Below are 20,762 nucleotides of genomic sequence, written 5' to 3' on the forward strand. Positions count from 1 at the left end.
GAAGTCTTAGTCTTAAAATCGTTTAAAAACAAGGGTTGGCGGTGGTTCAAACCCCGAAAATCACATATGTGATACGGTTGATCCTAGTGCATTTCCCGGCGGTTTCATTGACTTATGTCCAGTGCGGGCAAAGGATGCCAAAGGATGATTGTCGGGAACAATTGGTCTGGTCATGCGTGAAGCGCGATAACTGCATATGGCACTTGCGCCCGTCGGGGGTGGAAAGAACACAAAGTTTCCGCTACATCATCGCCAGACATATTATGGATTCCGATTGCCGAACCTGTCGGCAGACCTGCATAAGCGGATCAAACACATGATCGTACTTGGTATCGAAACAAGCTGTGATGAAACGGCCGCTGCTGTCGTCAATGACAAGCGCGAAATTCTGGCAAACCGTGTTTTGTCCCAGCTTGACGATCATCGTCCCTATGGCGGGGTTGTGCCCGAAATTGCCGCACGCGCCCATCTTGAACATCTTGATCGTCTGGTTGCCGAGGCGATGGATGATGCCGGTGTCGAATTTGATGATCTTGATGCGGTGGCCTGTACCGGTGGTCCGGGCCTGATTGGCGGGGTGATGGTTGGCACCATGACCGCCAAGGCGATTGCCTTTGCCGCGCAGAAACCGTTCCTTGCGGTTAATCATCTTGAAGGTCATGCGCTTACGGTTCGTCTGACCGATGATGTGGCTTTCCCGTATCTGCTGCTTCTGGTTTCAGGAGGGCATTGTCAGGTTCTGATTGTCGAGGGTGTTGGCAAATACAAGCGTATCGGCACCACCATTGATGACGCGGTTGGCGAGGCATTTGATAAAACCGCCAAGATGATGGGATTGGGTTATCCCGGTGGACCGGCACTGGAAAAGATTGCTGCGAAAGGTGATCCGAACCGGTTTGGCTTGCCGCGTCCGTTACGTGGTCGTCGGGGATGTGATTTCTCGTTCTCGGGCCTGAAAACGGCAGTCCGGACCTATCTTGACGGTTTCCCGGTCGAACAACAGACCGAAGAAGTCAAAGCCGATCTTGCCGCATCCTTCCAGCGCGCAGTCGGCGATACCCTTATTGATCGGGCGCGCAATGCGGTGTTTGAATTCATGCGCGACTATCCGGCAGGCAAGACCATGGTTCTTGCGGGCGGGGTTGCTGCGAACAAATATCTGCGCACACGCCTGACCGAACTCACAGATCAGGCAGGGATGACGCTTGTTGCCCCACCGCTTGATCTTTGTACCGATAATGCCGCGATGATTGCCTGGGCCGGGTTGGAACGGTTCCGTCTGGGCGAGCGCGACGATCTTGATTTCAAACCACGTCCGCGCTGGCCGCTCGACCCCGAGGCACCCAAGCGTCCCGGTGCGGGGGTCAAGGCATAGGGACAATCGCGCAAGTCTGCGACCATCCAGAACGACTTCACTTTTGCCGGAACAATGATCATGAAAAAGCGCATTACAGTTGTTGGTGGCGGTGCCTGGGGAACGGCCCTTGCCGTACAGGCAGTGCGGGCTGGCGAAGATGTCGAACTGATTTTGCGTAATCCTGATCTTGCCGACCGGATCAACAAAAACGGCGAGAATGATCTTTATTTGCCCGGTGTCCAGTTGCCCGGTGCACTGCGTGCAACCACAAACTATGACGGCATTCGGGACTCCGATGCGGTACTTCTGGTAACCCCGGCGCAGCATTTGCGCGAAACCCTGACACGCTTTGCCGCCCATTGGCCAGACGAACTTCCGGCGGTGATTTGCTGCAAGGGAATTGAAAAGGAAACCGGTGCGCTGATGGCGCAGGTGGTCAATGAGACGCTTGGCAATGTGCCGGTTGCTGTTTTGTCGGGCCCGACATTTGCCCAGGAAGTTGCAGTCGGGTTGCCAGCGGCCATTACACTTGCCTGTGAGGATCGTGTTTTGGGCAAACGTCTGGTCGATCTGATTGGTACGCCGGAATTCCGTCCCTATTTCAGTACCGATGTGGCCGGTGTTGAAGTGGCAGGCGCGATCAAGAACGTTCTTGCGATTGCAAGTGGCGTTGTGGCGGGCCTGAAGCTTGGCGATAATGCGCGTGCGGCCCTGATTACCCGCGGGATTGCCGAAATGTCACGTCTGGCTGTCGCCATGGGTGGTCGGGTTGAAACCATGATGGGGCTGGCAGGCCTTGGTGACCTGACCCTGACCTGTACGGGGACACTTTCGCGCAATTACACTTTTGGTGTCGCACTTGGCGAAGGTCGTAAAGCGCAGGATATTCTCTCGGAACGCCGATCTGTGACCGAAGGTGTTCATACCGCAGCCTCGATTACTGCAGTGGCCGCCAAATATGGTGTGGAGATGCCGATTTGTGCGGCTGTTGATCAGGTGGCAAACCATGATGCTGATCTGCGCAGCACGATTAATGCCCTCTTGCAGCGTCCGTTCCGTGACGAGCTTGAAAGTAACGGCTGATTTCTGTCAGCCCCTTGTTCATAAGCAGGTTATTGCCGATTGGTTCGGCTTGAGAATGTCGTGTTGTTCTGTCACTTTATGGTCATTGATCCCATAAAGAAGCAGGAAACAGTCCATGCATTTCTATATCCGTTGTGTTGATAAGCCCGGTCATCTTGATGTTCGCAAAGCCAATCGCGAAGACCATCTGGCCTATATCAAAGGCGGTTTTGCCGAACGTATCGTGGCGGCCGGTCCGACCCTTGATCCTGATATGGAAGGCATGAACGGTTCGGTCTTTATCATCGAGTTTGATAAAATCGAGGATGCTCGCGAATTTGCAGCCAATGATCCCTATGCCAAGGCGGGTCTGTTTGAATCCGTAGTCATTCGCCCGTTCAAGAAGGTGTTCTGATCCATGGCATACTGGCTGGTTAAAACCGAACCGGGAAGCTGGTCGTGGGACGACCAGGTCAGGAAAGATGTCGAAGGCTGGGATGGAGTTCGCAATCATCAGGCTGCCAAGAACTTGCGCACCATGAAGATCGGAGACAAGGCGTTCTTTTATCATTCGGTAAATGAAAAACGCATTGTCGGCATTGTTGAAGTGGTGCGCGAATTCTATCCCGATCCAAGCGATGCCACCGGCAAATTTGTTCAGGTCGATTTCAAGACGGTCGAGCCGCTGAAGACGCCGGTCAGCCTTGCCGATATCAAGGCTGATCCGCGTTTTGCCGAATTGTCATTGCTTAAACAATCGCGTCTCTCTGTGATGCCGATTGATGATGCGTCATGGGCTGCGATTTGTGAAATGGGCGGGGTTGCACCGTGACCAGTCTTGCGGAATCCGGCACGGTTTTATGTGCGTTGCGTGATCTTGATGCCACCGGTGCCAAGGGCATCAATCTTGGCGGAACCGGCATTTTTGTGGTTCGAAGCGGGAGTGATGTTTTCGGCTATGTAAACAGTTGCCCGCATATCGGTGTACCGCTTGATATGGAGCCTGATGAATTCATCAGCGATTTCGGTGAGGAAATCATCTGTTCCACCCACGGTGCGCGGTTCCGGATCGAAGACGGGGAATGTGTGTCTGGTCCTTGCACGGGGGATGCACTTGAACCGGTCGCGGTGGAAATCAGGGACGAGAACGTTGTTCTCGCCTGATCTGGTTGCCAAACACTTTCAATCTGAGAGGACAGCAGGCTAGCCTGCTGTCTTTGCAATCATTTCATCAAGATGCTTGGTGATGACATCAAGCTGGTCGGGTTCAGACAGGCGGTGATCTCCTGACTTGATCAGATCGACCCGAACGTCATCTGTTGCCAGCGCCTCTGTCAGGCGAATGGCTGTTTGCCAGGGGACATCAGGATCCTGCATTCCCTGTACCAAGCGTACCGGGCAGGCAAGATCAATCGGTTTGCGCAATAACAGCTGCTCGCGCCCGTCTTCGATCAGGGCGCGGGTGATGGTATAGGGATCGTCGCCATATTCGGTTGGCTCGATCAATGCCCCTTTTTCCATGATCACTTTTTTCTGATCGTCGCTAAATTGCGCCCACATCAGGTCTTCGGTGAAATCAGGTGCGGCTGCGATGCCAACAAGTCCTGCTATCCGTTCTTTGCGGGCAAGGGCTGCCAAAAGCATGATCCATCCACCCATGGATGAACCGACAAGGATTTGTGGTCCGGATGTGATTTCGTCAAGAACGGCAATGGCATCACTGGCCCATTTACCAATTGTTCCATCGGCAAATTTACCCGACGATTGTCCGTGACCGGAATAGTCAAAGCGGGTATAAGCCACCCCCTGCCGAATGCAGTGCGCTTCAAGATGGGTTGCCTTGGTGCCGGTCATGTCCGACATGAAGCCACCAAGGAACATAACCCCGGGAGTATCAGGCGCCTGTACGTCAGATGGCTTGCCCGGTACGTGATGGTATGCGATTTTCAAACCGTCAGTCCGGTTAAGATATTCGGGCTTTTTACGCTGTGGCGTCGGCATGTCATGGGTCATCCGGGGCGGAATCCTTGGGTGTTGATGGTTGGAGTTGCATGAGCGCGTCAGAAGTAATGACAGAAACAGTCTATCGAACCGAGCCCCAAGCGCAAGACGGGGACTATCGTCCTGCCGTGATCTTGCAGGTGCTGCCCGAACTTGATGCCGGTGGTGTGGAACGCGGAACTGTCGATATTGCACGTGCCATTGTTGATGGCGGTGGCAAGGCACTTGTGGCGTCCCAGGGCGGCCGTCTGGAACGCGAGCTGGCGCGTTTTGGTGCTAAACACATCACTCTGCCGTTAAAATCCAAGAATATTCTGGTCATGCGCCGTAATATCGATGCGCTGGTCAAGCTGATTCGCGAAGAAGGCGTTGATATTATTCACGCCCGGTCACGTGCTCCGGCCTGGAGCGCCTATTTCGCTGCGCGCAAGACGGGTATTCCGTTTGTGACAACCTTCCATGGTACCTATTCAGGACACAACAACCCGTTCAAGCGTCGCTACAACGCAATCATGACCATGGGTGATCAGGTGATTGCGATTTCCAAGCATATCGCCAATCACATCAACAAATATTACAAGGTTGACCCGGAGCGCCTTAACATCGTTCCACGCGGTACGAATATCGATCTTTTCAATCCGGAAAATGTCAGCCAGGAACGGTTGATAGCCCTTTCGACCCAATGGCGTCTGGACGGTGAAGAGTATGTGATCATGCTGCCCGGTCGAATTACGCGCTGGAAAGGGCACAGCTTCCTTATTCAGGCATTACCGGCCGTTCTTGAAGAACTGGGACACCGCAAGGTGCGTTGTCTGATTGTCGGATCGGATCAGGGGCGTACGGCGTATCGAGAAGAACTGTTGCAGCTTACCCGCAAACTTGGTCTCGAGGATGTTGTCCATATCGTCGATCACTGTGCTGATATGCCTGCAGCTTATATGCTGGCCGATGTGGTGGCTTGTCCGTCAATTGAGCCGGAAGCATTCGGGCGCATTCCATCCGAAGCACAGGCAATGGGACGACCGGTGGTTTCAACCGCACATGGTGGTGCGATGGAAACGGTGCTGCCCGGTGAAACCGGCTGGCTGGTGAGCCCGAATGAAGTTGATCAGCTGTCGCGTGCCCTTATTCAGGTTCTTAGCCTGACTCCGGAAAAACGGGCGATCCTTGCGACCAAGGGCCGCAATCACGTGATCGAGGAATTCTCGCTCGAACAAATGGCAGAAAGAACCTTGCGTGTTTATGCCAAGGCGCTCAAGCGCGTTATCAGGAACGCGGTATGACCGACCAGAAAATCGAAAGCGAACAGGAAACTCCGATGTCGGTCATCGAAGATGAAAGCTCTCTCCAAGCTGCAGACCTGCCCCGCCAGCGTATCCTTGTGATCAAACTGTCCGCGCTTGGCGACGTTGTTCTGGCGATGGGGCCGTTTGCGGCAATTCGTGCCGCCCATCCGGATGCGCATATTACCGTTCTGACCACGCGTCCCTATGTCGATCTGATGAAGGCGAGTGGTTATTTTGATTCGATTGCGATTGATCGTCGTCCGAAGTTGAGCCAGCCGCGCGAAGTTCTTGCGCTGCGGCGGTTTCTGCGGAATGGCAAGTTTGACCGGGTGTATGATCTTCAAACGTCAGATCGCAGCGGCTTTTATTACAAACTGTTCTGGCCGGGCCCGAAGCCGGAATGGTCGGGTATTGCCCGGGGATGTTCGCATCCCCATGCCAATCCGCATCGTGATTCCATGCATTCAATTGACCGCATGGCGGAGCAACTTCTGGATGCAGGTATCAAGGATGTGCCTGCTCCTTACCTTGAAGGACCGGATATTGATCTGGAACGGTTCGGCATTCGAAGCCCGTTTGTTTTGATTTGTCCGGGCGGTGCACCACATCGTCCGGCAAAACGCTGGCCTGCCGAACGTTTTGGTCTTCTGGCCAAGAAACTTGCCGATTATCGTCTGACGCCGGTTCTGATTGGAACCGATAAGGAAGCCGAGGTGCTCAACAAGATTGATCAGATGTGCCCAAAGGCCCGCAATCTGATGGGGCGTACCGGTTTTCTAGAGATTGCATCACTTGCAGCGCGGTCGGTTCTGGCAATCGGGAATGATACCGGGCCGATGCATATCGCAGCCGCCGCAGCTGCACCTTCGATCGTGCTGTTTTCGAACGAGTCCGATCCGAAACTCAGCGCGCCACGCGGGATCGGAAAAGACGCGGTAAGCGTTATTCGCGAGAGCGATCTGCGGCAGTTGACCGTAAATCGGGTGATGGATGAAGTCCGGCGCCGCCTTGATCTGACCGATTAGGAAATCGGTGCGGGTGGCGTTATCGGTGCTCCTGAATGAAAGGCCCGGAAAATGGCGCTTTGCGACCAGTGTAATTGCCTAAAAACATTGCTTTCTGAACGCATGCGGATATGCTAGGTCAGGTTGGAACGAAAACACTGTTTGATCAAGCAGTGTCTTTCGTCGTTTCTGTTTCTGACCGATTTGTTTGATTACCATAGGAGATTATCCATAGCACGACCACGCAAACCGATGCAGCCGACCAAGGAAGGTCCGCGCGTCAATGAGGATATCAAAGCCCGTTCCATCTGTGTTGTCGACGCCGAAGGCAATATGTCGGAGCCGATGACGGTGCGTGAAGGCATTGAAATGGCAGCGGAAGTCGGACTCGACCTGGTCGAAGTTGCGCCCAATGCCGAACCGCCTGTGTGCAAGCTGATCGACTACGGCAAGTTCAAATACGAACAAAGCAAGAAGCAGAACGAGGCCAAAAAGAAACAGAAGGTTATCGAGGTCAAGGAGATCAAGCTCCGTCCGAACATCGATACCCATGACTACAATGTCAAACTGCGTGCTGCGCAGAAGTTTCTTGGCGGTGGAGATAAGGTGAAAGTTACGTTGCGCTTCCGCGGACGTGAAATGGCTCACCAGGATCTCGGTCTTGGCATGTTGCAGCGTTTTTCGGGGGATCTTGAAGACCTCGCAAAACCGGAAATGATGCCAAAGATGGAAGGCCGTATTATGATTATGGTGCTGGCGCCGCGTTAAGACGCGGCGTTTTGCCGTTCTGCCCCAAAAGGTCCAAGCCAAAGAGGGAATGCCATGCCAGCAGGAAATGATCTTCTGATCGTTGGTGTCGACGATGACCCGAAAAGTCTGGTCTTGCTGAAACGAATCGTCGAGAGCGGCGGGTTCACGTTTCAGGGTGTTTCCTCTGGCAAGGATCTTCTCAAACTTTTGAAGACCAAACGTCCGCGCATCATTTTGATGGATATCATGATGCCTGACATGAACGGGTTTGAAACCGCACTTAATGTGCGGACCCATTTCCCCGATCTGGCCTGTGCGATCATTTATGTCACCGCCCGTCAGGGCGAAGAAGACTTGCGTGGCGGTGTGGCCGCAGGTGGCAATGACTTCGTTCTCAAGCCGATTAACCGTGAAAAACTGATGAGCCGAATCGAGAAATGGATCGGCCGCGCACATACCATCAAAACGGCTGTTTAGCTGTTTTTCACGGCCAAGCGACAATTTCCGATGCGATCAGCAAAATAAAATTGCGCCGAGACCAAGCGGAGCGGGTCGTGACAGTTTTGAGCGTCGCGCCTTTTCTGTGGTTCAGGGGGCAACGCTGTCAAGCAATGCAATAATCGGATCGATATACAGCGAGAAGATCGAAAAGGTGATGACACCAAGGGCTGTCGTTACCAGCACAATCGATGAACTGCGTACGATATACCGGTCATAAGTCGTCGCAACGACAAAGACATTGCCCGCTGTTGGCAGGGCCGCAAGCAGGAAAACAGCTTTGGCTTCAAGGCCGGTCACGGTCCCGACCAGATAGAATCCGATAAAAACAATCAGCGGATGGATCACTAGTTTGGCAATCGACATTGCAGCAAGCTCTGCCCGTTTTTCGGCAATCGGGCGACCGACAAGGGCAACGCCAATGGCAAAGAGTGCCGCCGGTCCCGCACTTCGACCAAGCAATTCAAGCAGATAGTCGACGCCCTCGGGCCAGCTGAGGTCAAGCAAACTGGCAATCACGCCTGCAATAATGGCCAGAACGACCGGATTGGTCAGCGTTCCGCGAATGATTTTGCCAAGGGAGTTTCTGCCCTGCGCATGTTTTGCACCCTCAAGTAAAAGAAGCGAAAGTGACAGCATCACAATCAAGTCAAAGGCAAGGGCCACAATCAGGGGCACGGTGGCCTCGGGGCCCAGCAAACCGATAATCAGCGGCAAGCCCATAAAGCCGACATTGGACATGGTTCCGGCAAAGGAAAACAGTGTCTGACTGGTTGGGTCGAGATCAAAGAATTTGGCTGCAACCAGTCGGGTCAGGCCATAAACAACCAGTGTTGCCCCGCCATAGGCCAAAAGGATGTCAGGTTGCCAGATTTCAGACGGTGTACGGGTGGCAAGGGCGCGGAATAACAGGGCGGGCAGGGCAAAATAAAAGACGAACCCATTGATGCCACGCATGCCTTCAGGCGTGACGATCCTGAATTTCCCGCCGAGCCAGCCAAGGCCGATCAGGGCAAAGAATGGCAGAATGATAGACGTAATTTGTGACATGTGATCAGTCAGATAGCTGAAACCGGGATGCGGGCGGACAGGCAAATATGCCAGACAAAGGCACAATGGCGGGTCTGGGCCGCAAAATGCAAGGGGAAAGGGGCGAATTGGCCCTTGAAAAAGGCTATCCCGGAGTCTATAACCACCCGTCCCCAAAACAGGTGGTGAGGCTGGAAGAACTGTAATGGTCCTTCAGGGCATGCCCAGCCGCCGAAGGGGATTTCGTTTTCATTGCTTATGCAAGGATAGAAAAATGCCCAAGATGAAGACTAAATCGAGTGCGAAAAAACGCTTTCGCCTGACTGCAAGCGGGAAGGTCCGTCACAACGTGGCAAACAAGCGCCACCTTCTGACTGCGAAACCGACCAAGATGAAGCGCCAGGCTCGTGGCACGGAGATCCTCTGTGACGCAGATGCCCGCATCGTCAAAAAATTCCTGCCGTACGGTTAAGGTTGAAGGAGAGTTAAATGGCTCGTGTAAAAGGGGGCGTGACTTCTCACGCTCGTCACCGCAAGGTTATTAAGGCTGCCAAGGGTTACCGCGGTCGCCGCAACAATACTTTCCGCACCGCCGTTCAGGCTGTGGAAAAAGGTCTGCAGTATGCATACCGCGATCGTCGCGTTAAGAAACGCCAGTTCCGCTCGCTCTGGATCCAGCGTATCAACGCTGGCGCACGTGAGAACGGTCTGAGCTATTCGCAGTTCATGAATGGCCTCAAAAAGGCTGGCGTTGAACTGGACCGCAAGGTGCTTGCTGACATCGCAGTACGTGAGCCGGAAGCTTTCAAAGCTCTGGTTTCCCAGGCGCAGGCTGCACTCGGCTAATAAACCTTTGTTAAAAGGTTTAATCGGCACTTGCCTGATTTGATCGGGGGCGGCCATATTGGCCGTCCCCTTTCTTTTTGTAATTTTTAAACCCAAGCCAAAGCGTCGGAAGTTATGGAAAACATCGAAGCATTGCGCGAAGAGGTTCTGTCGGAAGTCGAAAAGGCAGTTGATCTTGCTGCCCTTGAAGAAGTCCGCATCAGCGCCCTTGGCAAGAAAGGCCGTATTACCGGCCTTATGAAAAACCTTGGCAAGATGGACCCGGATCAGCGTCGTGAATTTGGTCAGACGCTGAACCTTGTCAAAGACCAGGTAGCAGGCGCAATCGACACCCGCAAAACCGCCCTCGAAGATGCGGCCCTTGAGGCACGCCTTTCGGGTGAACGGATCGACGTCACCCTGTCATCGCGCCCGGATGAAACGGCGGGCCGTATTCATCCGATCAGCCAGACGATTGATGAAATTGTCTCGATCTTTGGCGAGATGGGCTTTGCTCTGGCCGAAGGGCCGGATGTTGAAGACGACTTCCATAACTTTACTGCGCTTAACATTCCGCCGGAACATCCGGCGCGTGAAATGCAGGACACCTTCTATCTGCCCGAACAGGAAGATGGCTCGCGCCTTGTGCTGCGTACCCATACCTCGCCGGTGCAGATCAGAACCATGCAGAGCAAAACTCCGCCGATCCGCATCATCGCGCCGGGTCGCACCTATCGTTCCGATAGCGATATGACACATACCCCGATGTTCCATCAGGTCGAAGGTCTGGTGATCGACAAGAAAACCCATATGGGTCATCTGAAGGGCTGCCTGCTTGAGTTCGTCAAAACCTATTTCGAACTTGATGATGTGCCGGTGCGCTATCGCCCGAGCTTCTTCCCGTTCACCGAGCCGAGTGCCGAAATGGATATCGGCTGTTCGCGCAAGGGCGGCGAGCTGAAAATTGGTGAAGGCGATGACTGGCTCGAAATTCTGGGCTGCGGCATGGTTCATCCGCGCGTCTTGGCGGCTTGTGGTCTGGACCCCAATGAATATCAGGGCTTTGCCTTTGGTATGGGAATCGAACGTATCGCCATGCTGAAATACGGCATTCCTGATCTTCGCACCTTCTTCGATACCGATCTGCGCTGGCTGAAACATTATGGTTTCGTGCCGCTGGATGTACCGAACATGGTAAGGGGCTGAGATTATGAAATTCACACTTGATTGGCTGAAACAGCACCTTGATACCGATGCTTCGATCAAGGTGGTTGCCGAAAAACTGACCGATATCGGTCTTGAAATCGAAAATGTCACTGATCGTGCAGCAGCTCTTGCTGACATTCGTGTCGCCTATATCGAAGAAGCAGGTCAGCACCCGGATGCCGACCGCCTGAAACTGTGCCGGGTCAATACCGGTGACAAGATCATCCAGGTCGTCTGTGGTGCGCCGAATGCGCGCACGGGTCTTAAGGTTGCTTTGGCACAGCCGGGCGCGATCATTCCGATTGATGGTTCCAAGCTGAAGCCGGGCAAGATCCGTGGCATCGAAAGCCAGGGTATGATGTGCTCCACCCGTGAGCTTTGCCTGGGTGAAGACCATGACGGCATCATCGAACTGCCCGAAGATGCAGAAATCGGTGCGCCGGTTGCAGGCGTTCTCGGTGCTGATGATCCGATCATTGAAATCGGCCTGACCCCGAACCGTCCCGATTGCACCGGTGTGCGCGGTATTGCCCGCGATCTGGCAGCAGCAGGCATCGGCACGCTTAAGGCCGATCCGCGTCAGGAAGCGGTTGCCGGTTCGTTTGACAGCCCGATTGGCGTCACCATTTCCGGCGAGATCGCTGAAAACAATGCAGTTCCAGCATTCTACGGTCGCTATATTCGTGGCGTGAAAAATGGCGAAAGCCCGGATTGGCTCAAAGCCCGTCTTGAGGCCATCGGCCTGCGTCCGATTTCGGCGCTGGTTGATATCACTAATCTTGTGACCCACGATCTTGGCCGTCCGCTGCACGTTTTTGATGCCGACAAACTGTCGGGTGACATCAATGTTCGTTACGCGACCGACGGTGAAAAGCTTGCTGCCCTTGATAACAAGGAATACGAGCTTTCCGATTCCATGGTTGTCATTGCCGATCAGGCAAAGGCACTTGGCATCGGTGGCATCATTGGTGGTGAAGAAACCGGTTGCCTTCAAGAAACCGTCAATGTCTTCGTCGAATGCGCACTGTTTGACCCGATCAGCATCGCCAAAACCGGTCGCAAGCTTCAGGTCAATTCCGATGCGCGCTATCGTTTCGAGCGTGGCGTTGATCCGCAGTCGGTCGCATGGGGCATGGAAGTTGCCACCCATCTGATCACCGAGATCTGTGGGGGTGAAGTCTCCCACGTCGTCAAGGCAGGCGACGTTCCCAATCCGCGCAATGCCTTTGATTTGCGGATCGACCGGATTCTTGAGCTGGGCGGTGTTGCTGTTGATGCCGACCGCGCGATTGAAATCCTCACCGCTCTTGGCTTTGAGGTCAGTGGTTCGGCACCGGTCATTACCGCTGTTGCCCCGACCTGGCGTCCGGACATCATCGGTGAAGCCGATCTGGTCGAGGAAGTTCTGCGTATCGTCGGTTATGACAAAATCCCGACTGTTCCGCTTGAACGTGAAACGAGTCTTCCGGTCCCGGCTCTGTCACCGATGCAGAAACGTGTTGGTCTGACCCGTCGCATTCTGGCGTCGCGTGGTCTTTATGAAACCGTGACCTGGTCCTTCACCGATTCACGCTGGGCAAAACTGTTTGGCGAACTCAAGGAAGGCCTGTTCCTTGCCAACCCGATCAGTTCCGATCTGGATGTCATGCGTCCGAACGCCCTGATCAACATGATCGCAGCAGCCGGCCGCAATCAGGCTCGCGGTTTTGCCGATCTTTCACTGTTTGAGGTTGGTCCGGAATTCTTTGGTGACCAGCCGGGTGATCAGCGTCTGGTGGCGGCGGGCCTTCGTGCAGGTTCGACCACCCAGCGCAGCTGGACCGGTTCGCGTCGTGACGTTGACGTCTTTGACGTCAAGGCCGATGTCGAAGCACTGGTTGATGCACTTGGGACCAATGCCGCAAACCTTCAGGTCAACACCGAAGGTGCACCGGCCTGGTATCATCCGGGTCGTTCGGCGGCCCTGCAGCTGGGTCCGAAAAACGTTCTTGGCTATTTCGGTGAACTGCACCCCAAAGTGCTCAAGGCGCTGGGTGTCAAAGGCCGTGTCGTGGCGTTCGAACTGTTTGTTGAAAACATTCCGATGCCAAAGAAAAAAGGCACTGCCCGCCCATCCCTGAACGCATCAAGCTTCCAGTCGGTCGAGCGTGACTTTGCCTTCCTGCTTGATAGCGACGTCAAGGCCGAGGCGATCATCAAGGCTGCGCGTGGTGCAGACCGTAACCTGATCACCGAGGTTACAATCTTTGACCTTTATGCAGGCAAAGGTATCGAAGATGGCAAGAAATCACTCGCTTTCTCGATCACCTTGCAGCCGACCAAGGCAACCCTGACCGACGAAGAAATTGAAGCGGTCAGCAAAAAGGTTGTTGATGCGGTTGAAAAGGCAACAGGTGGATCGTTGCGCGCCTAGGCGTCTTCCACATCCCCGATAACAAAGCGGGCTGCCCTTATCCAGGGGCAGCCTATCCAGGGGCAGCCCGCTTTTGTTTGGGATGAGTTACGGGTTGGTCATATATCTGGCCCGACCGGGTCAAATTTACCGACCGGGGCGTTTTCGCAAGATGGCATATTCATCTTCATCAAGATCAAGTGCGATCAGGTCCGGGCCATTGGTAAAGATGTGCCATTCCATATCGGTGTCATCGCATTCGATGGCCAGCTGATCCATCATGGTGTTCCACACGCACCTTTCGCGATCATCATTGGCTTCAAGGCGGCCTTCGCCATTGTCATAAAGATGCATGACCAGAAGCTGTTCGTCTTCGTCAATGGAATAGACGGCATATGTTTCGTTTGCAAAACGGTAATTGATTTCTGCGCCATCAAGGCGTCTCCAACCGCGTGGCAAGGGCTCACCCGGTTCGTGATTGGCAAAGAAGTAGGCCAGCTTTTGCATGTGGCTGTCATTCATGGTCCGCATGTCAGAACCACACGCGCCCAGCGTGAGCACGCCCAGCATGGTGACAAGAACGGATATTCGCGACCGTGATAGGGCGGGTATTGTGAACATGCATTACTCCTTTGGCCACCACAGGGCAGCTTTTACCCGGCTGCTCCGATACCAGCTTATCCAAGCAATATGCTTGCCACTCAGGACTCGCAAAAGGTGCACGGATCCTTTGCCTGCGAGATGTGATCGGTCGGGTGTTATGGTCGGGGGTTATTCGGGTCGATTGACACGCAGGGTAAAAATGATGGTTGTGCCCGGATCGCTGACCGGGCGGCTGGTATCAAGCCAGATGCGTCCGCCATGCTGTTCGACAATCTTGCGACACAGCGATAATCCAAGCCCGGTTCCGGAAAACTCGTCTTTATGCAGGCGCTGGAACAGGCGGAAAATGCGTTGTGCATGTTCCGGATGGATGCCAATCCCGTTGTCCCGAACCGAAAACCGCCAGAAGTCGCCCAGTACCGGATCGGGTTCGACCGTAATTTCAATATGCGGGGGGACTCCCGGGCGGCGATATTTGATGGCGTTGGATAGAAGATTCTGGAACAGGCGCGAAAGGGCGATCCGGTCCCCCTTGATCGTGGGCAGATCATCATGGGTGATTGTCGCGTGTTCCTGGCTGATCACGGCCTTAAGGTCTGCCTGTGCCTCGTTGAGAACAAGGTTGCAATCAATCTCGGTAAGGTCTTCGCTGGTGCCGGTTTTGGCATATTCAAGCAGATGGCTGATCAGCTTGTGCATCCGTTTGGCGCCATCAACCGCATAATCGATATATTCGTCAGCTTCCTGATCAAGCGTGCCGCCATAACGACGTTTGAGAAGCTGGGTATAGCTTGCCACCATGCGAAGGGGTTGTTGCAAGTCGTGAGACGCGACATAGGCGAATTGTTCAAGATCCTCGTTGCTGCGTTTAAGCTGATCAAGGGTATCGCGTAGCTTGTTGGCATTCTCGACAAACTCGGTCACGTCACGTGCACTGGCAAAGGTCATGCCGTCAATCGGCCCAATACCCCGCCAGGCCAGCCAGCGTACCGATCCGTCATGATGGCGTACCCGCAAGATTGTTTGCCCATCCCCGATCATGATGGGCCCGCCGCTCTGGCCAAAGGCTGTCATCGCCGATTGCTGGTCTTCGTGTTCGAACAGGTTAAAGAAATTCATGCCGGTCAGGTCATGAAGTTTCGGACCAATCAGCTCTTCAAGTGCCGGGCTGAATCCACGCAAAATGCCATCCTGATCAACGGCAATTGATGGTTCCGGTGTATGCCGAAGATAGGTCTCAAACGGATGGCATAATTCCTGTTGCTCGGCAGTTTCCAGAAGCAGCACGGAAATGATGTCGGCGTCATTATCCTTAAGGCGTTGCGCCATCAGATAAAAACGCTGTGACTGCTGGGCGGTAACCCGAAGATCGACCATTGCTCCGATCCGTTCGGTCGGCCAGTTGTTATCAATCAGTGGGCCTTTGAGCTTCGCGCGCGATGACGGTGAAAGACGATCAAGGAAGTCGGTCATTAACGGACGCACTGTCTCGTCAGTCGGGCCAAGGATTTCCGGCCAGTTCAACTGGGTGCTGAGCTTTCCATCCTTGCTGTCAACCGGCCAGCTGATCACCGCACAGCCGCATTGTGACAGGGTGTTTTCGGTTTCGCTGAAATGCTCGGTCAGATTGATCGCACGCAGATGCTGGCGTTTCAGGCGCTGCCACAGCCAGAATGACAGGCCGCTCATGATGACCAGCGCCATGACAAACATCAGGGCATGCAAAATGATGGCCTGACGCCAGTTTTCCATCATCACACTGCGCGGGGTATAGGCAACAACAATACGGTCAATGTCATGAAGCTTGCTGTAAGCCAAGATCATGACCTGCTGATTGTGAACACATAGCAGGGACGCACGATCAGCTTTTTGTTCGCGAATAAAGTCCGACAGATCACCAATCAGATGTGGCGGGATAAAGCCCTTGATCTGATGAAATTCTTCATCAAGGACGCCGATGGTGATGGTGGAATTGTCATCAACAATCTGTTGCAGATCGATATCCTGATGCTGAAACAGCATCAGACCAAGCCGATATGCCGTTGCCTCAAGCTCGGCGCGGGCGTGATCAACTGCACTGTCATAAAGCGTTTTCTGAATAAAGAAGAACGAAAACAGCAAGACAAACACGCCCGTCAGGGTCAGGGCTGCGAGCCTTTTGCGCAGTTTAACCAGACTGCGCTGGGACAGGGATGGCTCGATGGATGTCATGAACATGTTTTCAGCGTATCCCTGTCAGGATGGTTTCCGGTTTCCACCCTTGAAACCTATGTTCTTTTCGTGTGGTTGAAAAGATGACAAACAGATGAATTCATGGGGGCAAACCAAGAAAAAGTGTTTATCCACGCCAGTTTGGCAGTTCTTTGATGTGTTTGGTACCAATCGGCACCGGTTTGATCAAAAGGCCTGCGTGCCAGACATGTGAATTCGTTGGGGGCGAAACACAACACAACGCTTCTAATTCCGGGCAAAAACCCCTATAAACCCGCTGGTGATTGATCCGGGAAATTGAAAAGACAGTTTTCCGAATGATATGGCGATCACGCAAGGCGGGTTTTCCTGTTCATGCCAGTCCGGCAATCGGATGTGATCCGGCCTCTGAGTCGCGGCCTTTGGGTGCGCAGACCGGGGCGGAACGCAACAGGACAGCTTGCTGATTGCGCCGAACGTATCAGCCCGGTTCGGGTGATCACACCGTTTCGAAACAAATGTGCCACGCGGCGAAATGCCAGCCAATTTTAGTGCCAGAAGCAGCCAAAATGACTGACCTTAAGAACATTCGTAACTTTTCGATCATCGCGCATATTGACCACGGTAAATCGACCCTGGCCGATCGTCTGATCCAGTTGACCGGTGGCCTGACCGAACGTGAAATGGCCGATCAGGTTCTCGATTCGATGGATATCGAACGTGAACGTGGCATCACCATCAAATCGCAGGCCGTGCGTCTCAAATATACCGCCAAGGATGGGCAGGAATATACGCTCAATCTGATGGATACGCCCGGCCACGTTGACTTTGCCTATGAAGTGTCGCGCTCGCTTGCCGCGTGCGAAGGATCGCTTCTGGTGGTCGATGCTGCGCAAGGCGTAGAAGCACAGACACTGGCCAACGTTTATCAGGCGATTGAAAATAACCACGAAATCGTTCCGGTCCTGAACAAGGTTGACCTTCCGGCGGCCGAACCCGACCAGGTCAAGGAACAGATCGAGGAAGTGATCGGCATTGATGCGTCAGATGCGGTGATGATTTCAGCCAAGACTGGTCTTGGCGTTCCCGATGTGCTCGAAGCACTGGTTCATCGTCTGCCGGCACCGACCGGTGATGCGACCGCGCCGCTTGAAGTTTTGCTGGTTGATAGCTGGTATGACACCTATCTCGGCGTGATGATTCTGGTGCGTGTGAAGGAAGGGACGCTCAAAAAAGGGCAGAAAGTCCGCTTCATGAACGCCAAGGTCAGCCACACGATTGAACGTGTTGGTGTCTTTACGCCAAAACCGCTGGCGCTTGATGAACTGGGCCCGGGCGAGGTTGGCTTTATCAACTGCGGTATGAAAACCGTTGCCGAATGCGAAGTCGGTGACACCATTACCGAAGAAAAACGCCCCTGCGCCAAGCCGCTGGCCGGTTTCAAACCGTCCATTCCGGTGGTGTTCTGTGGTATTTTCCCGGTTGATACCAGCGAATATGAAGTGCTGCGCGATGCGCTTGAAAAGCTGCATCTCAATGACGCGTCCTTCCAGTTCGAACCGGAAAACTCGACCGCACTTGGACTTGGTTTCCGCTGTGGTTTCCTTGGTCTTCTGCATCTTGAAATCATTCAGGAACGCCTGGAACGCGAGTTCGAGCTTGATCTGATCACGACGGCACCGTCGGTTTCCTACAAGATCACCATGACCAAGGGCGAAGAAATCCTGCTGCATAACCCGGCAGATTTCCCCGACGTCACCAAGGTCAAGACGATTGAAGAACCGTGGATCAAGGCATCGATCATGGTTCCGGACGAATATCTTGGCGGTATTCTGACCCTTTGCACCGAACGTCGTGGTATCCAGCTTGATCTGACCTATGTCGGTAACCGTGCAATGGCGGTTTACAAACTGCCGCTTAACGAAGTTGTCTTTGACTTCTATGACCGTCTGAAATCGATTTCGCGCGGCTATGCAAGCTTCGATTACGAGATTGCCGGTTATGACGAAAGCGATCTGGTCAAGGTTTCCATCCTTGTGAACGAGGAACCGGTCGATGCGCTGGCGCTGATGGTGCACCGGTCGGCGGCTGAATATCGTGGTCGCGAGATCTGCAAGCGTCTCAAAGACCTGATCCCGCGTCAGATGTTCCGTATCGCCATTCAGGCCGCCATCGGTGGCAAGGTGATTGCCCGTGAAACCGTATCAGCACTCCGTAAGGACGTGACGGCAAAATGTTACGGCGGTGACGTTTCGCGTAAACGTAAACTTCTGGAAAAACAGAAGGCCGGTAAGAAAAAGATGCGTCAGTTCGGCAAGGTCGAAATTCCGCAGTCGGCCTTTATCAATGCGCTCAAGATGGGCGACGAAAAATAGACCGAAATTACGATATCGAAACAAAGGCTGTATCATATTGTTGATGCAGCCTTTTTTCTTTGCTGTTTCCAGTATCCCTTTTGCTGGGGTATGGATGGTTCAAACCGACACTTTGCGACATATCTGCCCAAGGAGCCTTCCATGGATCTCGACCTTCTCGCCAGACAGGAAGCAAAACTGATCTTTGATCGCTTTGATGAGGATACAGCTTGGGCGATTGGTACCAAACTCTTTGCGGTGGCAAAGACGCAAAACGCCCCGGTGGTAATTGATATCCGCACCCCGGACCGCACACTGTTTCATGCAGCCCTTCCGGGTGCCAAGCCGGCCAATGATTCTTGGGCGCGGCGCAAAAGCAATCTGACCTTGCGCGAACATGAAAGTTCGATGCGTTTCGGGCTGGCGCTTAAGGCCAAGGGCAAAACCCTTGCCGATCACGGGGTTGATTTCGCCGATTTTGCCGATCATGGCGGCAGCTTTCCGATCCGGGTTGCCGGTGTCGGGGTGATTGGCGCCATTACAGTTTCGGGGCTGGCATCACACGAAGATCACGGCATGATTGTCGATGTTCTGACCAAACATCTTGGCGTTTCGATCTGATCGAACTCAGTCGAGATGTTCGATGTCGGGATCAATTCCGGCAAAGCTTTCAAGGGCGGTGCTCATCCACAGATGTTTGCGGGCCTTGAACGGACGGGGGTCATCAAAACTGCCAAGGCGGAAATCAATCTCGCTGTCTTTGGCACCATTCCGCCAGGTCAGGCTTGATCCGCATTTCGGGCAAAATCCACGGAACTTACCGGGCGAGCTTTCATAATCGGTTGGCATGCCATTCCATGTGACGGCACTGGTCGGAAAGCAGACAAAGCTTGAAACACCCGAACCGCTATCCTTGCGGCACATGCCGCAATGGCAATGATTGCCGCCAATTGGATCACCGGAAGCAACAAAGCGCACCGCGCCACAAAGACATCCGCCGGAATGGGTCGGTTTGTTTGTGGTCATGGTGCGCTTTCCTTAAATACAGGCTATGACGGGCTTCGATTATTCGTTGGGAACACCCGTGGTGGTCGAATATTCGAAGTGGAATTCCTTGTCCGGGAACAGATAGGAACGTGCGGCATGGATCGCGCTGGCCCCTTCGGCAAAGCCCGACAGGATCAGTTTCAGTTTGTGCTCATAGGTCGCGATATCGCCAATCGCAAAGATGCCGGGAACCGACGTCTGCATGGTCGCCTGGGTCACACCGATATGGTTTTTATCAAGGTTCAGTCCCCAATCGGCAATCGGGCCAAGCTCCATGGCAAGGCCAAAGAACGGCAGAAGATGGTCGGCTTCAAGTTCGAGCTCTTCGCCCTTAAGCGTTGCGACAACAACGTGGGAAAGCTGTCCATTTTCGCCCTTAAGGCCCTTAAGCTGATAGGGGATGACCATTTCGATCTTGCCAGCTTCTGCCAGTGCCTGAAGCTTTGCGCTGCTATCGGGTGCTGCACGGAATTTCGGGCGACGGTGCACGACCATGACTTTTTCAGCCACGTCATGAAGCGACAATGCCCAGTCAACGGCCGAATCACCGCCACCGGCAATCACGACTTTCTTGCCTGCGAAATCGGCACGACGTTTGACGTAATACTGAACGCCACCCGACCCTTCGTAATCTTCGAGGCCCTCCATCGGGGGCTTGTTCGGGCCAAAGGCCCCGCAGCCTGCGGCAATTACAACCGCACCCGCATCAATGACCGTGCCGGTATTGGTTTCAAGCGTGAAACGGCCATCATCGCGTTTTTCAAGTTTGATGACCTGCTGGCCCAGATGATAGGTCGGTTCAAACGGTTCCGCCTGTTTGGCAAGCTGGTCAATCAGGTCCTGACCGGCAATGTGCGGATGGGCCGGGATGTCAAAAATCGGCTTTTCCGGATAGAGCGCGCTGCACTGGCCGCCGACCATTTCAAGCGCATCAACCACATGGGATTTAAGCCCCAGCATACCGGCTTCGAAAACCGCAAAAAGCCCAACCGGGCCTGCGCCAATAATGGCAATATCTGTGCTGTGTGATGCGTCTGACATATTCATTCCATCCAAATAAAATCAAATTTGGGCTCGGTTCGATCTTCGGCCCGGCGGTGTGCGGGAAATCTGTTCATCGCGAAATAACATCTGGGGGCATATATCGCAATGTAAACC

The 20,762-nt window shown here is 53.8% G+C and carries 21 protein-coding genes; 15 read left to right on the forward strand and 6 right to left on the reverse strand.

Annotated features, from left to right (window positions below):
- Nucleotides 1-316: 316 nt before the first annotated feature.
- The 5 genes from tsaD to TH30_RS02840 all read left to right on the forward strand — a co-directional run bounded on the left by tsaD (nucleotide 317) and on the right by TH30_RS02840 (nucleotide 3,583).
- On the forward strand, nucleotides 317-1,375 hold the full coding sequence (gene tsaD / locus TH30_RS02820) for a tRNA (adenosine(37)-N6)-threonylcarbamoyltransferase complex transferase subunit TsaD (RefSeq protein ID WP_114096883.1): 1,059 nt from the start codon (nucleotides 317-319) through the stop codon (nucleotides 1,373-1,375).
- A 60-nt stretch (nucleotides 1,376-1,435) separates the two neighbouring features.
- A complete protein-coding gene (locus TH30_RS02825; RefSeq protein WP_114096884.1) occupies nucleotides 1,436-2,440 on the forward strand; it encodes an NAD(P)H-dependent glycerol-3-phosphate dehydrogenase in 1,005 nt (334 codons plus the stop codon).
- 115 nt (nucleotides 2,441-2,555) lie between these two features.
- Nucleotides 2,556-2,834: a YciI family protein gene (locus tag TH30_RS02830; RefSeq protein WP_114096548.1), complete on the forward strand. Its 279-nt coding sequence runs from the start codon at nucleotides 2,556-2,558 to the stop codon at nucleotides 2,832-2,834.
- A gap of 3 nt (nucleotides 2,835-2,837) precedes the next feature.
- Entirely contained in the window at nucleotides 2,838-3,251 is a 414-nt protein-coding gene (locus TH30_RS02835) for an EVE domain-containing protein (RefSeq protein WP_114096549.1), read from the forward strand.
- Nucleotides 3,248-3,583, forward strand: a complete 336-nt coding sequence (locus tag TH30_RS02840; protein WP_114096550.1) for a Rieske (2Fe-2S) protein — start codon at nucleotides 3,248-3,250, stop codon at nucleotides 3,581-3,583. Before TH30_RS02835 ends, TH30_RS02840 begins: the two co-directional genes overlap by 4 nt.
- Before the next feature lie 39 nt (nucleotides 3,584-3,622).
- On the opposite strand, the gene TH30_RS02845 is transcribed toward TH30_RS02840, so the two are convergent.
- Complete coding sequence (locus tag TH30_RS02845; protein ID WP_114096551.1) at nucleotides 3,623-4,432, reverse strand: alpha/beta fold hydrolase; 810 nt, start codon at nucleotides 4,430-4,432, stop codon at nucleotides 3,623-3,625.
- A gap of 56 nt (nucleotides 4,433-4,488) precedes the next feature.
- Here TH30_RS02845 and TH30_RS02850 point away from each other — a divergent pair, with 56 nt between their 5' ends.
- The 4 genes from TH30_RS02850 (at nucleotide 4,489) to TH30_RS02865 (ending at nucleotide 7,937) form a co-directional block, all read left to right on the forward strand.
- Nucleotides 4,489-5,703, forward strand: a complete 1,215-nt coding sequence (locus TH30_RS02850) for a glycosyltransferase family 4 protein (protein WP_114096552.1) — start codon at nucleotides 4,489-4,491, stop codon at nucleotides 5,701-5,703.
- A gap of 35 nt (nucleotides 5,704-5,738) precedes the next feature.
- Nucleotides 5,739-6,731 (forward strand): glycosyltransferase family 9 protein, encoded by a 993-nt coding sequence (locus tag TH30_RS02855; protein WP_404969459.1) that lies wholly within the window; start codon nucleotides 5,739-5,741, stop codon nucleotides 6,729-6,731.
- 231 nt (nucleotides 6,732-6,962) lie between these two features.
- Entirely contained in the window at nucleotides 6,963-7,478 is a 516-nt protein-coding gene (gene infC / locus TH30_RS02860) for a translation initiation factor IF-3 (RefSeq protein ID WP_114096554.1), read from the forward strand.
- A gap of 54 nt (nucleotides 7,479-7,532) precedes the next feature.
- Nucleotides 7,533-7,937, forward strand: coding sequence for a response regulator (locus TH30_RS02865; RefSeq protein WP_114096555.1), 405 nt, complete (start codon nucleotides 7,533-7,535; stop codon nucleotides 7,935-7,937).
- Nucleotides 7,938-8,048: 111 nt separating this feature from the next.
- Here the strand turns inward: TH30_RS02865 and TH30_RS02870 are convergent, their stop codons facing one another.
- A complete protein-coding gene (locus tag TH30_RS02870) occupies nucleotides 8,049-9,008 on the reverse strand; it encodes an AEC family transporter (RefSeq protein ID WP_147251916.1) in 960 nt (319 codons plus the stop codon).
- Between the two features lie 253 nt (nucleotides 9,009-9,261).
- Here TH30_RS02870 and rpmI point away from each other — a divergent pair, with 253 nt between their 5' ends.
- The 4 genes from rpmI to pheT all read left to right on the forward strand — a co-directional run bounded on the left by rpmI (nucleotide 9,262) and on the right by pheT (nucleotide 13,431).
- Nucleotides 9,262-9,459: a 50S ribosomal protein L35 gene (gene rpmI, locus TH30_RS02875; protein ID WP_044829755.1), complete on the forward strand. Its 198-nt coding sequence runs from the start codon at nucleotides 9,262-9,264 to the stop codon at nucleotides 9,457-9,459.
- A gap of 17 nt (nucleotides 9,460-9,476) precedes the next feature.
- The gene (gene rplT / locus TH30_RS02880) at nucleotides 9,477-9,833 is read left to right on the forward strand and encodes a 50S ribosomal protein L20 (protein WP_114096557.1); all 357 of its coding nucleotides are present in this window, start codon (nucleotides 9,477-9,479) and stop codon (nucleotides 9,831-9,833) included.
- Nucleotides 9,834-9,947: 114 nt separating this feature from the next.
- Entirely contained in the window at nucleotides 9,948-11,018 is a 1,071-nt protein-coding gene (gene pheS, locus TH30_RS02885) for a phenylalanine--tRNA ligase subunit alpha (RefSeq protein ID WP_114096558.1), read from the forward strand.
- A gap of 4 nt (nucleotides 11,019-11,022) precedes the next feature.
- Nucleotides 11,023-13,431, forward strand: coding sequence for a phenylalanine--tRNA ligase subunit beta (pheT, locus tag TH30_RS02890; RefSeq protein WP_114096559.1), 2,409 nt, complete (start codon nucleotides 11,023-11,025; stop codon nucleotides 13,429-13,431).
- A 126-nt stretch (nucleotides 13,432-13,557) separates the two neighbouring features.
- Here the strand turns inward: pheT and TH30_RS02895 are convergent, their stop codons facing one another.
- Both TH30_RS02895 and TH30_RS02900 read right to left on the reverse strand, forming a co-directional pair.
- The gene (locus tag TH30_RS02895) at nucleotides 13,558-14,031 is read right to left on the reverse strand and encodes a hypothetical protein (RefSeq protein WP_114096560.1); all 474 of its coding nucleotides are present in this window, start codon (nucleotides 14,029-14,031) and stop codon (nucleotides 13,558-13,560) included.
- Nucleotides 14,032-14,181: 150 nt separating this feature from the next.
- Nucleotides 14,182-16,230: a sensor histidine kinase gene (locus tag TH30_RS02900; RefSeq protein WP_114096561.1), complete on the reverse strand. Its 2,049-nt coding sequence runs from the start codon at nucleotides 16,228-16,230 to the stop codon at nucleotides 14,182-14,184.
- Between the two features lie 542 nt (nucleotides 16,231-16,772).
- Here TH30_RS02900 and lepA point away from each other — a divergent pair.
- Nucleotides 16,773-18,578 carry a translation elongation factor 4 gene (lepA, locus tag TH30_RS02905; protein WP_114096562.1) on the forward strand — a complete coding sequence of 602 codons (1,806 nt, stop codon included), beginning with the start codon at nucleotides 16,773-16,775 and terminating at the stop codon, nucleotides 18,576-18,578.
- 141 nt (nucleotides 18,579-18,719) lie between these two features.
- Nucleotides 18,720-19,178, forward strand: a complete 459-nt coding sequence (locus TH30_RS02910; RefSeq protein ID WP_114096563.1) for a heme-degrading domain-containing protein — start codon at nucleotides 18,720-18,722, stop codon at nucleotides 19,176-19,178.
- Nucleotides 19,179-19,184: 6 nt separating this feature from the next.
- Here TH30_RS02910 and TH30_RS02915 read toward each other — a convergent pair whose 3' ends face one another.
- Both TH30_RS02915 and TH30_RS02920 read right to left on the reverse strand, forming a co-directional pair.
- Nucleotides 19,185-19,583 carry a GFA family protein gene (locus TH30_RS02915; RefSeq protein ID WP_114096564.1) on the reverse strand — a complete coding sequence of 133 codons (399 nt, stop codon included), beginning with the start codon at nucleotides 19,581-19,583 and terminating at the stop codon, nucleotides 19,185-19,187.
- A 39-nt stretch (nucleotides 19,584-19,622) separates the two neighbouring features.
- Complete coding sequence (locus TH30_RS02920; RefSeq protein WP_181850139.1) at nucleotides 19,623-20,645, reverse strand: NAD(P)/FAD-dependent oxidoreductase; 1,023 nt, start codon at nucleotides 20,643-20,645, stop codon at nucleotides 19,623-19,625.
- Nucleotides 20,646-20,762 lie beyond the last annotated feature (117 nt).

The organism is Thalassospira profundimaris (genome assembly GCF_003326795.1).
In the GTDB taxonomy this organism is placed as follows: domain Bacteria; phylum Pseudomonadota; class Alphaproteobacteria; order Rhodospirillales; family Thalassospiraceae; genus Thalassospira; species Thalassospira profundimaris_C.

What these genes read in the sequence shown, in the direction of transcription:
- TH30_RS02825 (WP_114096884.1), top strand. Translation starts at nt 1,436, where the DNA reads ATGAAAAAGCGCATTACAGTTGTTGGTGGCGGTGCCTGGGGAACGGCC.
- TH30_RS02855 (WP_404969459.1), top strand. Translation starts at nt 5,739, where the DNA reads ATGTCGGTCATCGAAGATGAAAGCTCTCTCCAAGCTGCAGACCTGCCC.
- pheT (WP_114096559.1), top strand. Translation starts at nt 11,023, where the DNA reads ATGAAATTCACACTTGATTGGCTGAAACAGCACCTTGATACCGATGCT.
- infC (WP_114096554.1), top strand. Translation starts at nt 6,963, where the DNA reads ATGCAGCCGACCAAGGAAGGTCCGCGCGTCAATGAGGATATCAAAGCC.
- TH30_RS02900 (WP_114096561.1), bottom strand. Translation starts at nt 16,230, where the DNA reads ATGTTCATGACATCCATCGAGCCATCCCTGTCCCAGCGCAGTCTGGTT.
- TH30_RS02835 (WP_114096549.1), top strand. Translation starts at nt 2,838, where the DNA reads ATGGCATACTGGCTGGTTAAAACCGAACCGGGAAGCTGGTCGTGGGAC.
- TH30_RS02915 (WP_114096564.1), bottom strand. Translation starts at nt 19,583, where the DNA reads ATGACCACAAACAAACCGACCCATTCCGGCGGATGTCTTTGTGGCGCG.
- TH30_RS02910 (WP_114096563.1), top strand. Translation starts at nt 18,720, where the DNA reads ATGGATCTCGACCTTCTCGCCAGACAGGAAGCAAAACTGATCTTTGAT.
- TH30_RS02830 (WP_114096548.1), top strand. Translation starts at nt 2,556, where the DNA reads ATGCATTTCTATATCCGTTGTGTTGATAAGCCCGGTCATCTTGATGTT.
- TH30_RS02870 (WP_147251916.1), bottom strand. Translation starts at nt 9,008, where the DNA reads ATGTCACAAATTACGTCTATCATTCTGCCATTCTTTGCCCTGATCGGC.
- TH30_RS02920 (WP_181850139.1), bottom strand. Translation starts at nt 20,645, where the DNA reads ATGTCAGACGCATCACACAGCACAGATATTGCCATTATTGGCGCAGGC.
- TH30_RS02895 (WP_114096560.1), bottom strand. Translation starts at nt 14,031, where the DNA reads ATGTTCACAATACCCGCCCTATCACGGTCGCGAATATCCGTTCTTGTC.
- rpmI (WP_044829755.1), top strand. Translation starts at nt 9,262, where the DNA reads ATGCCCAAGATGAAGACTAAATCGAGTGCGAAAAAACGCTTTCGCCTG.
- pheS (WP_114096558.1), top strand. Translation starts at nt 9,948, where the DNA reads ATGGAAAACATCGAAGCATTGCGCGAAGAGGTTCTGTCGGAAGTCGAA.
- lepA (WP_114096562.1), top strand. Translation starts at nt 16,773, where the DNA reads ATGACTGACCTTAAGAACATTCGTAACTTTTCGATCATCGCGCATATT.
- TH30_RS02845 (WP_114096551.1), bottom strand. Translation starts at nt 4,432, where the DNA reads ATGACCCATGACATGCCGACGCCACAGCGTAAAAAGCCCGAATATCTT.
- TH30_RS02865 (WP_114096555.1), top strand. Translation starts at nt 7,533, where the DNA reads ATGCCAGCAGGAAATGATCTTCTGATCGTTGGTGTCGACGATGACCCG.
- tsaD (WP_114096883.1), top strand. Translation starts at nt 317, where the DNA reads ATGATCGTACTTGGTATCGAAACAAGCTGTGATGAAACGGCCGCTGCT.
- rplT (WP_114096557.1), top strand. Translation starts at nt 9,477, where the DNA reads ATGGCTCGTGTAAAAGGGGGCGTGACTTCTCACGCTCGTCACCGCAAG.
- TH30_RS02850 (WP_114096552.1), top strand. Translation starts at nt 4,489, where the DNA reads ATGACAGAAACAGTCTATCGAACCGAGCCCCAAGCGCAAGACGGGGAC.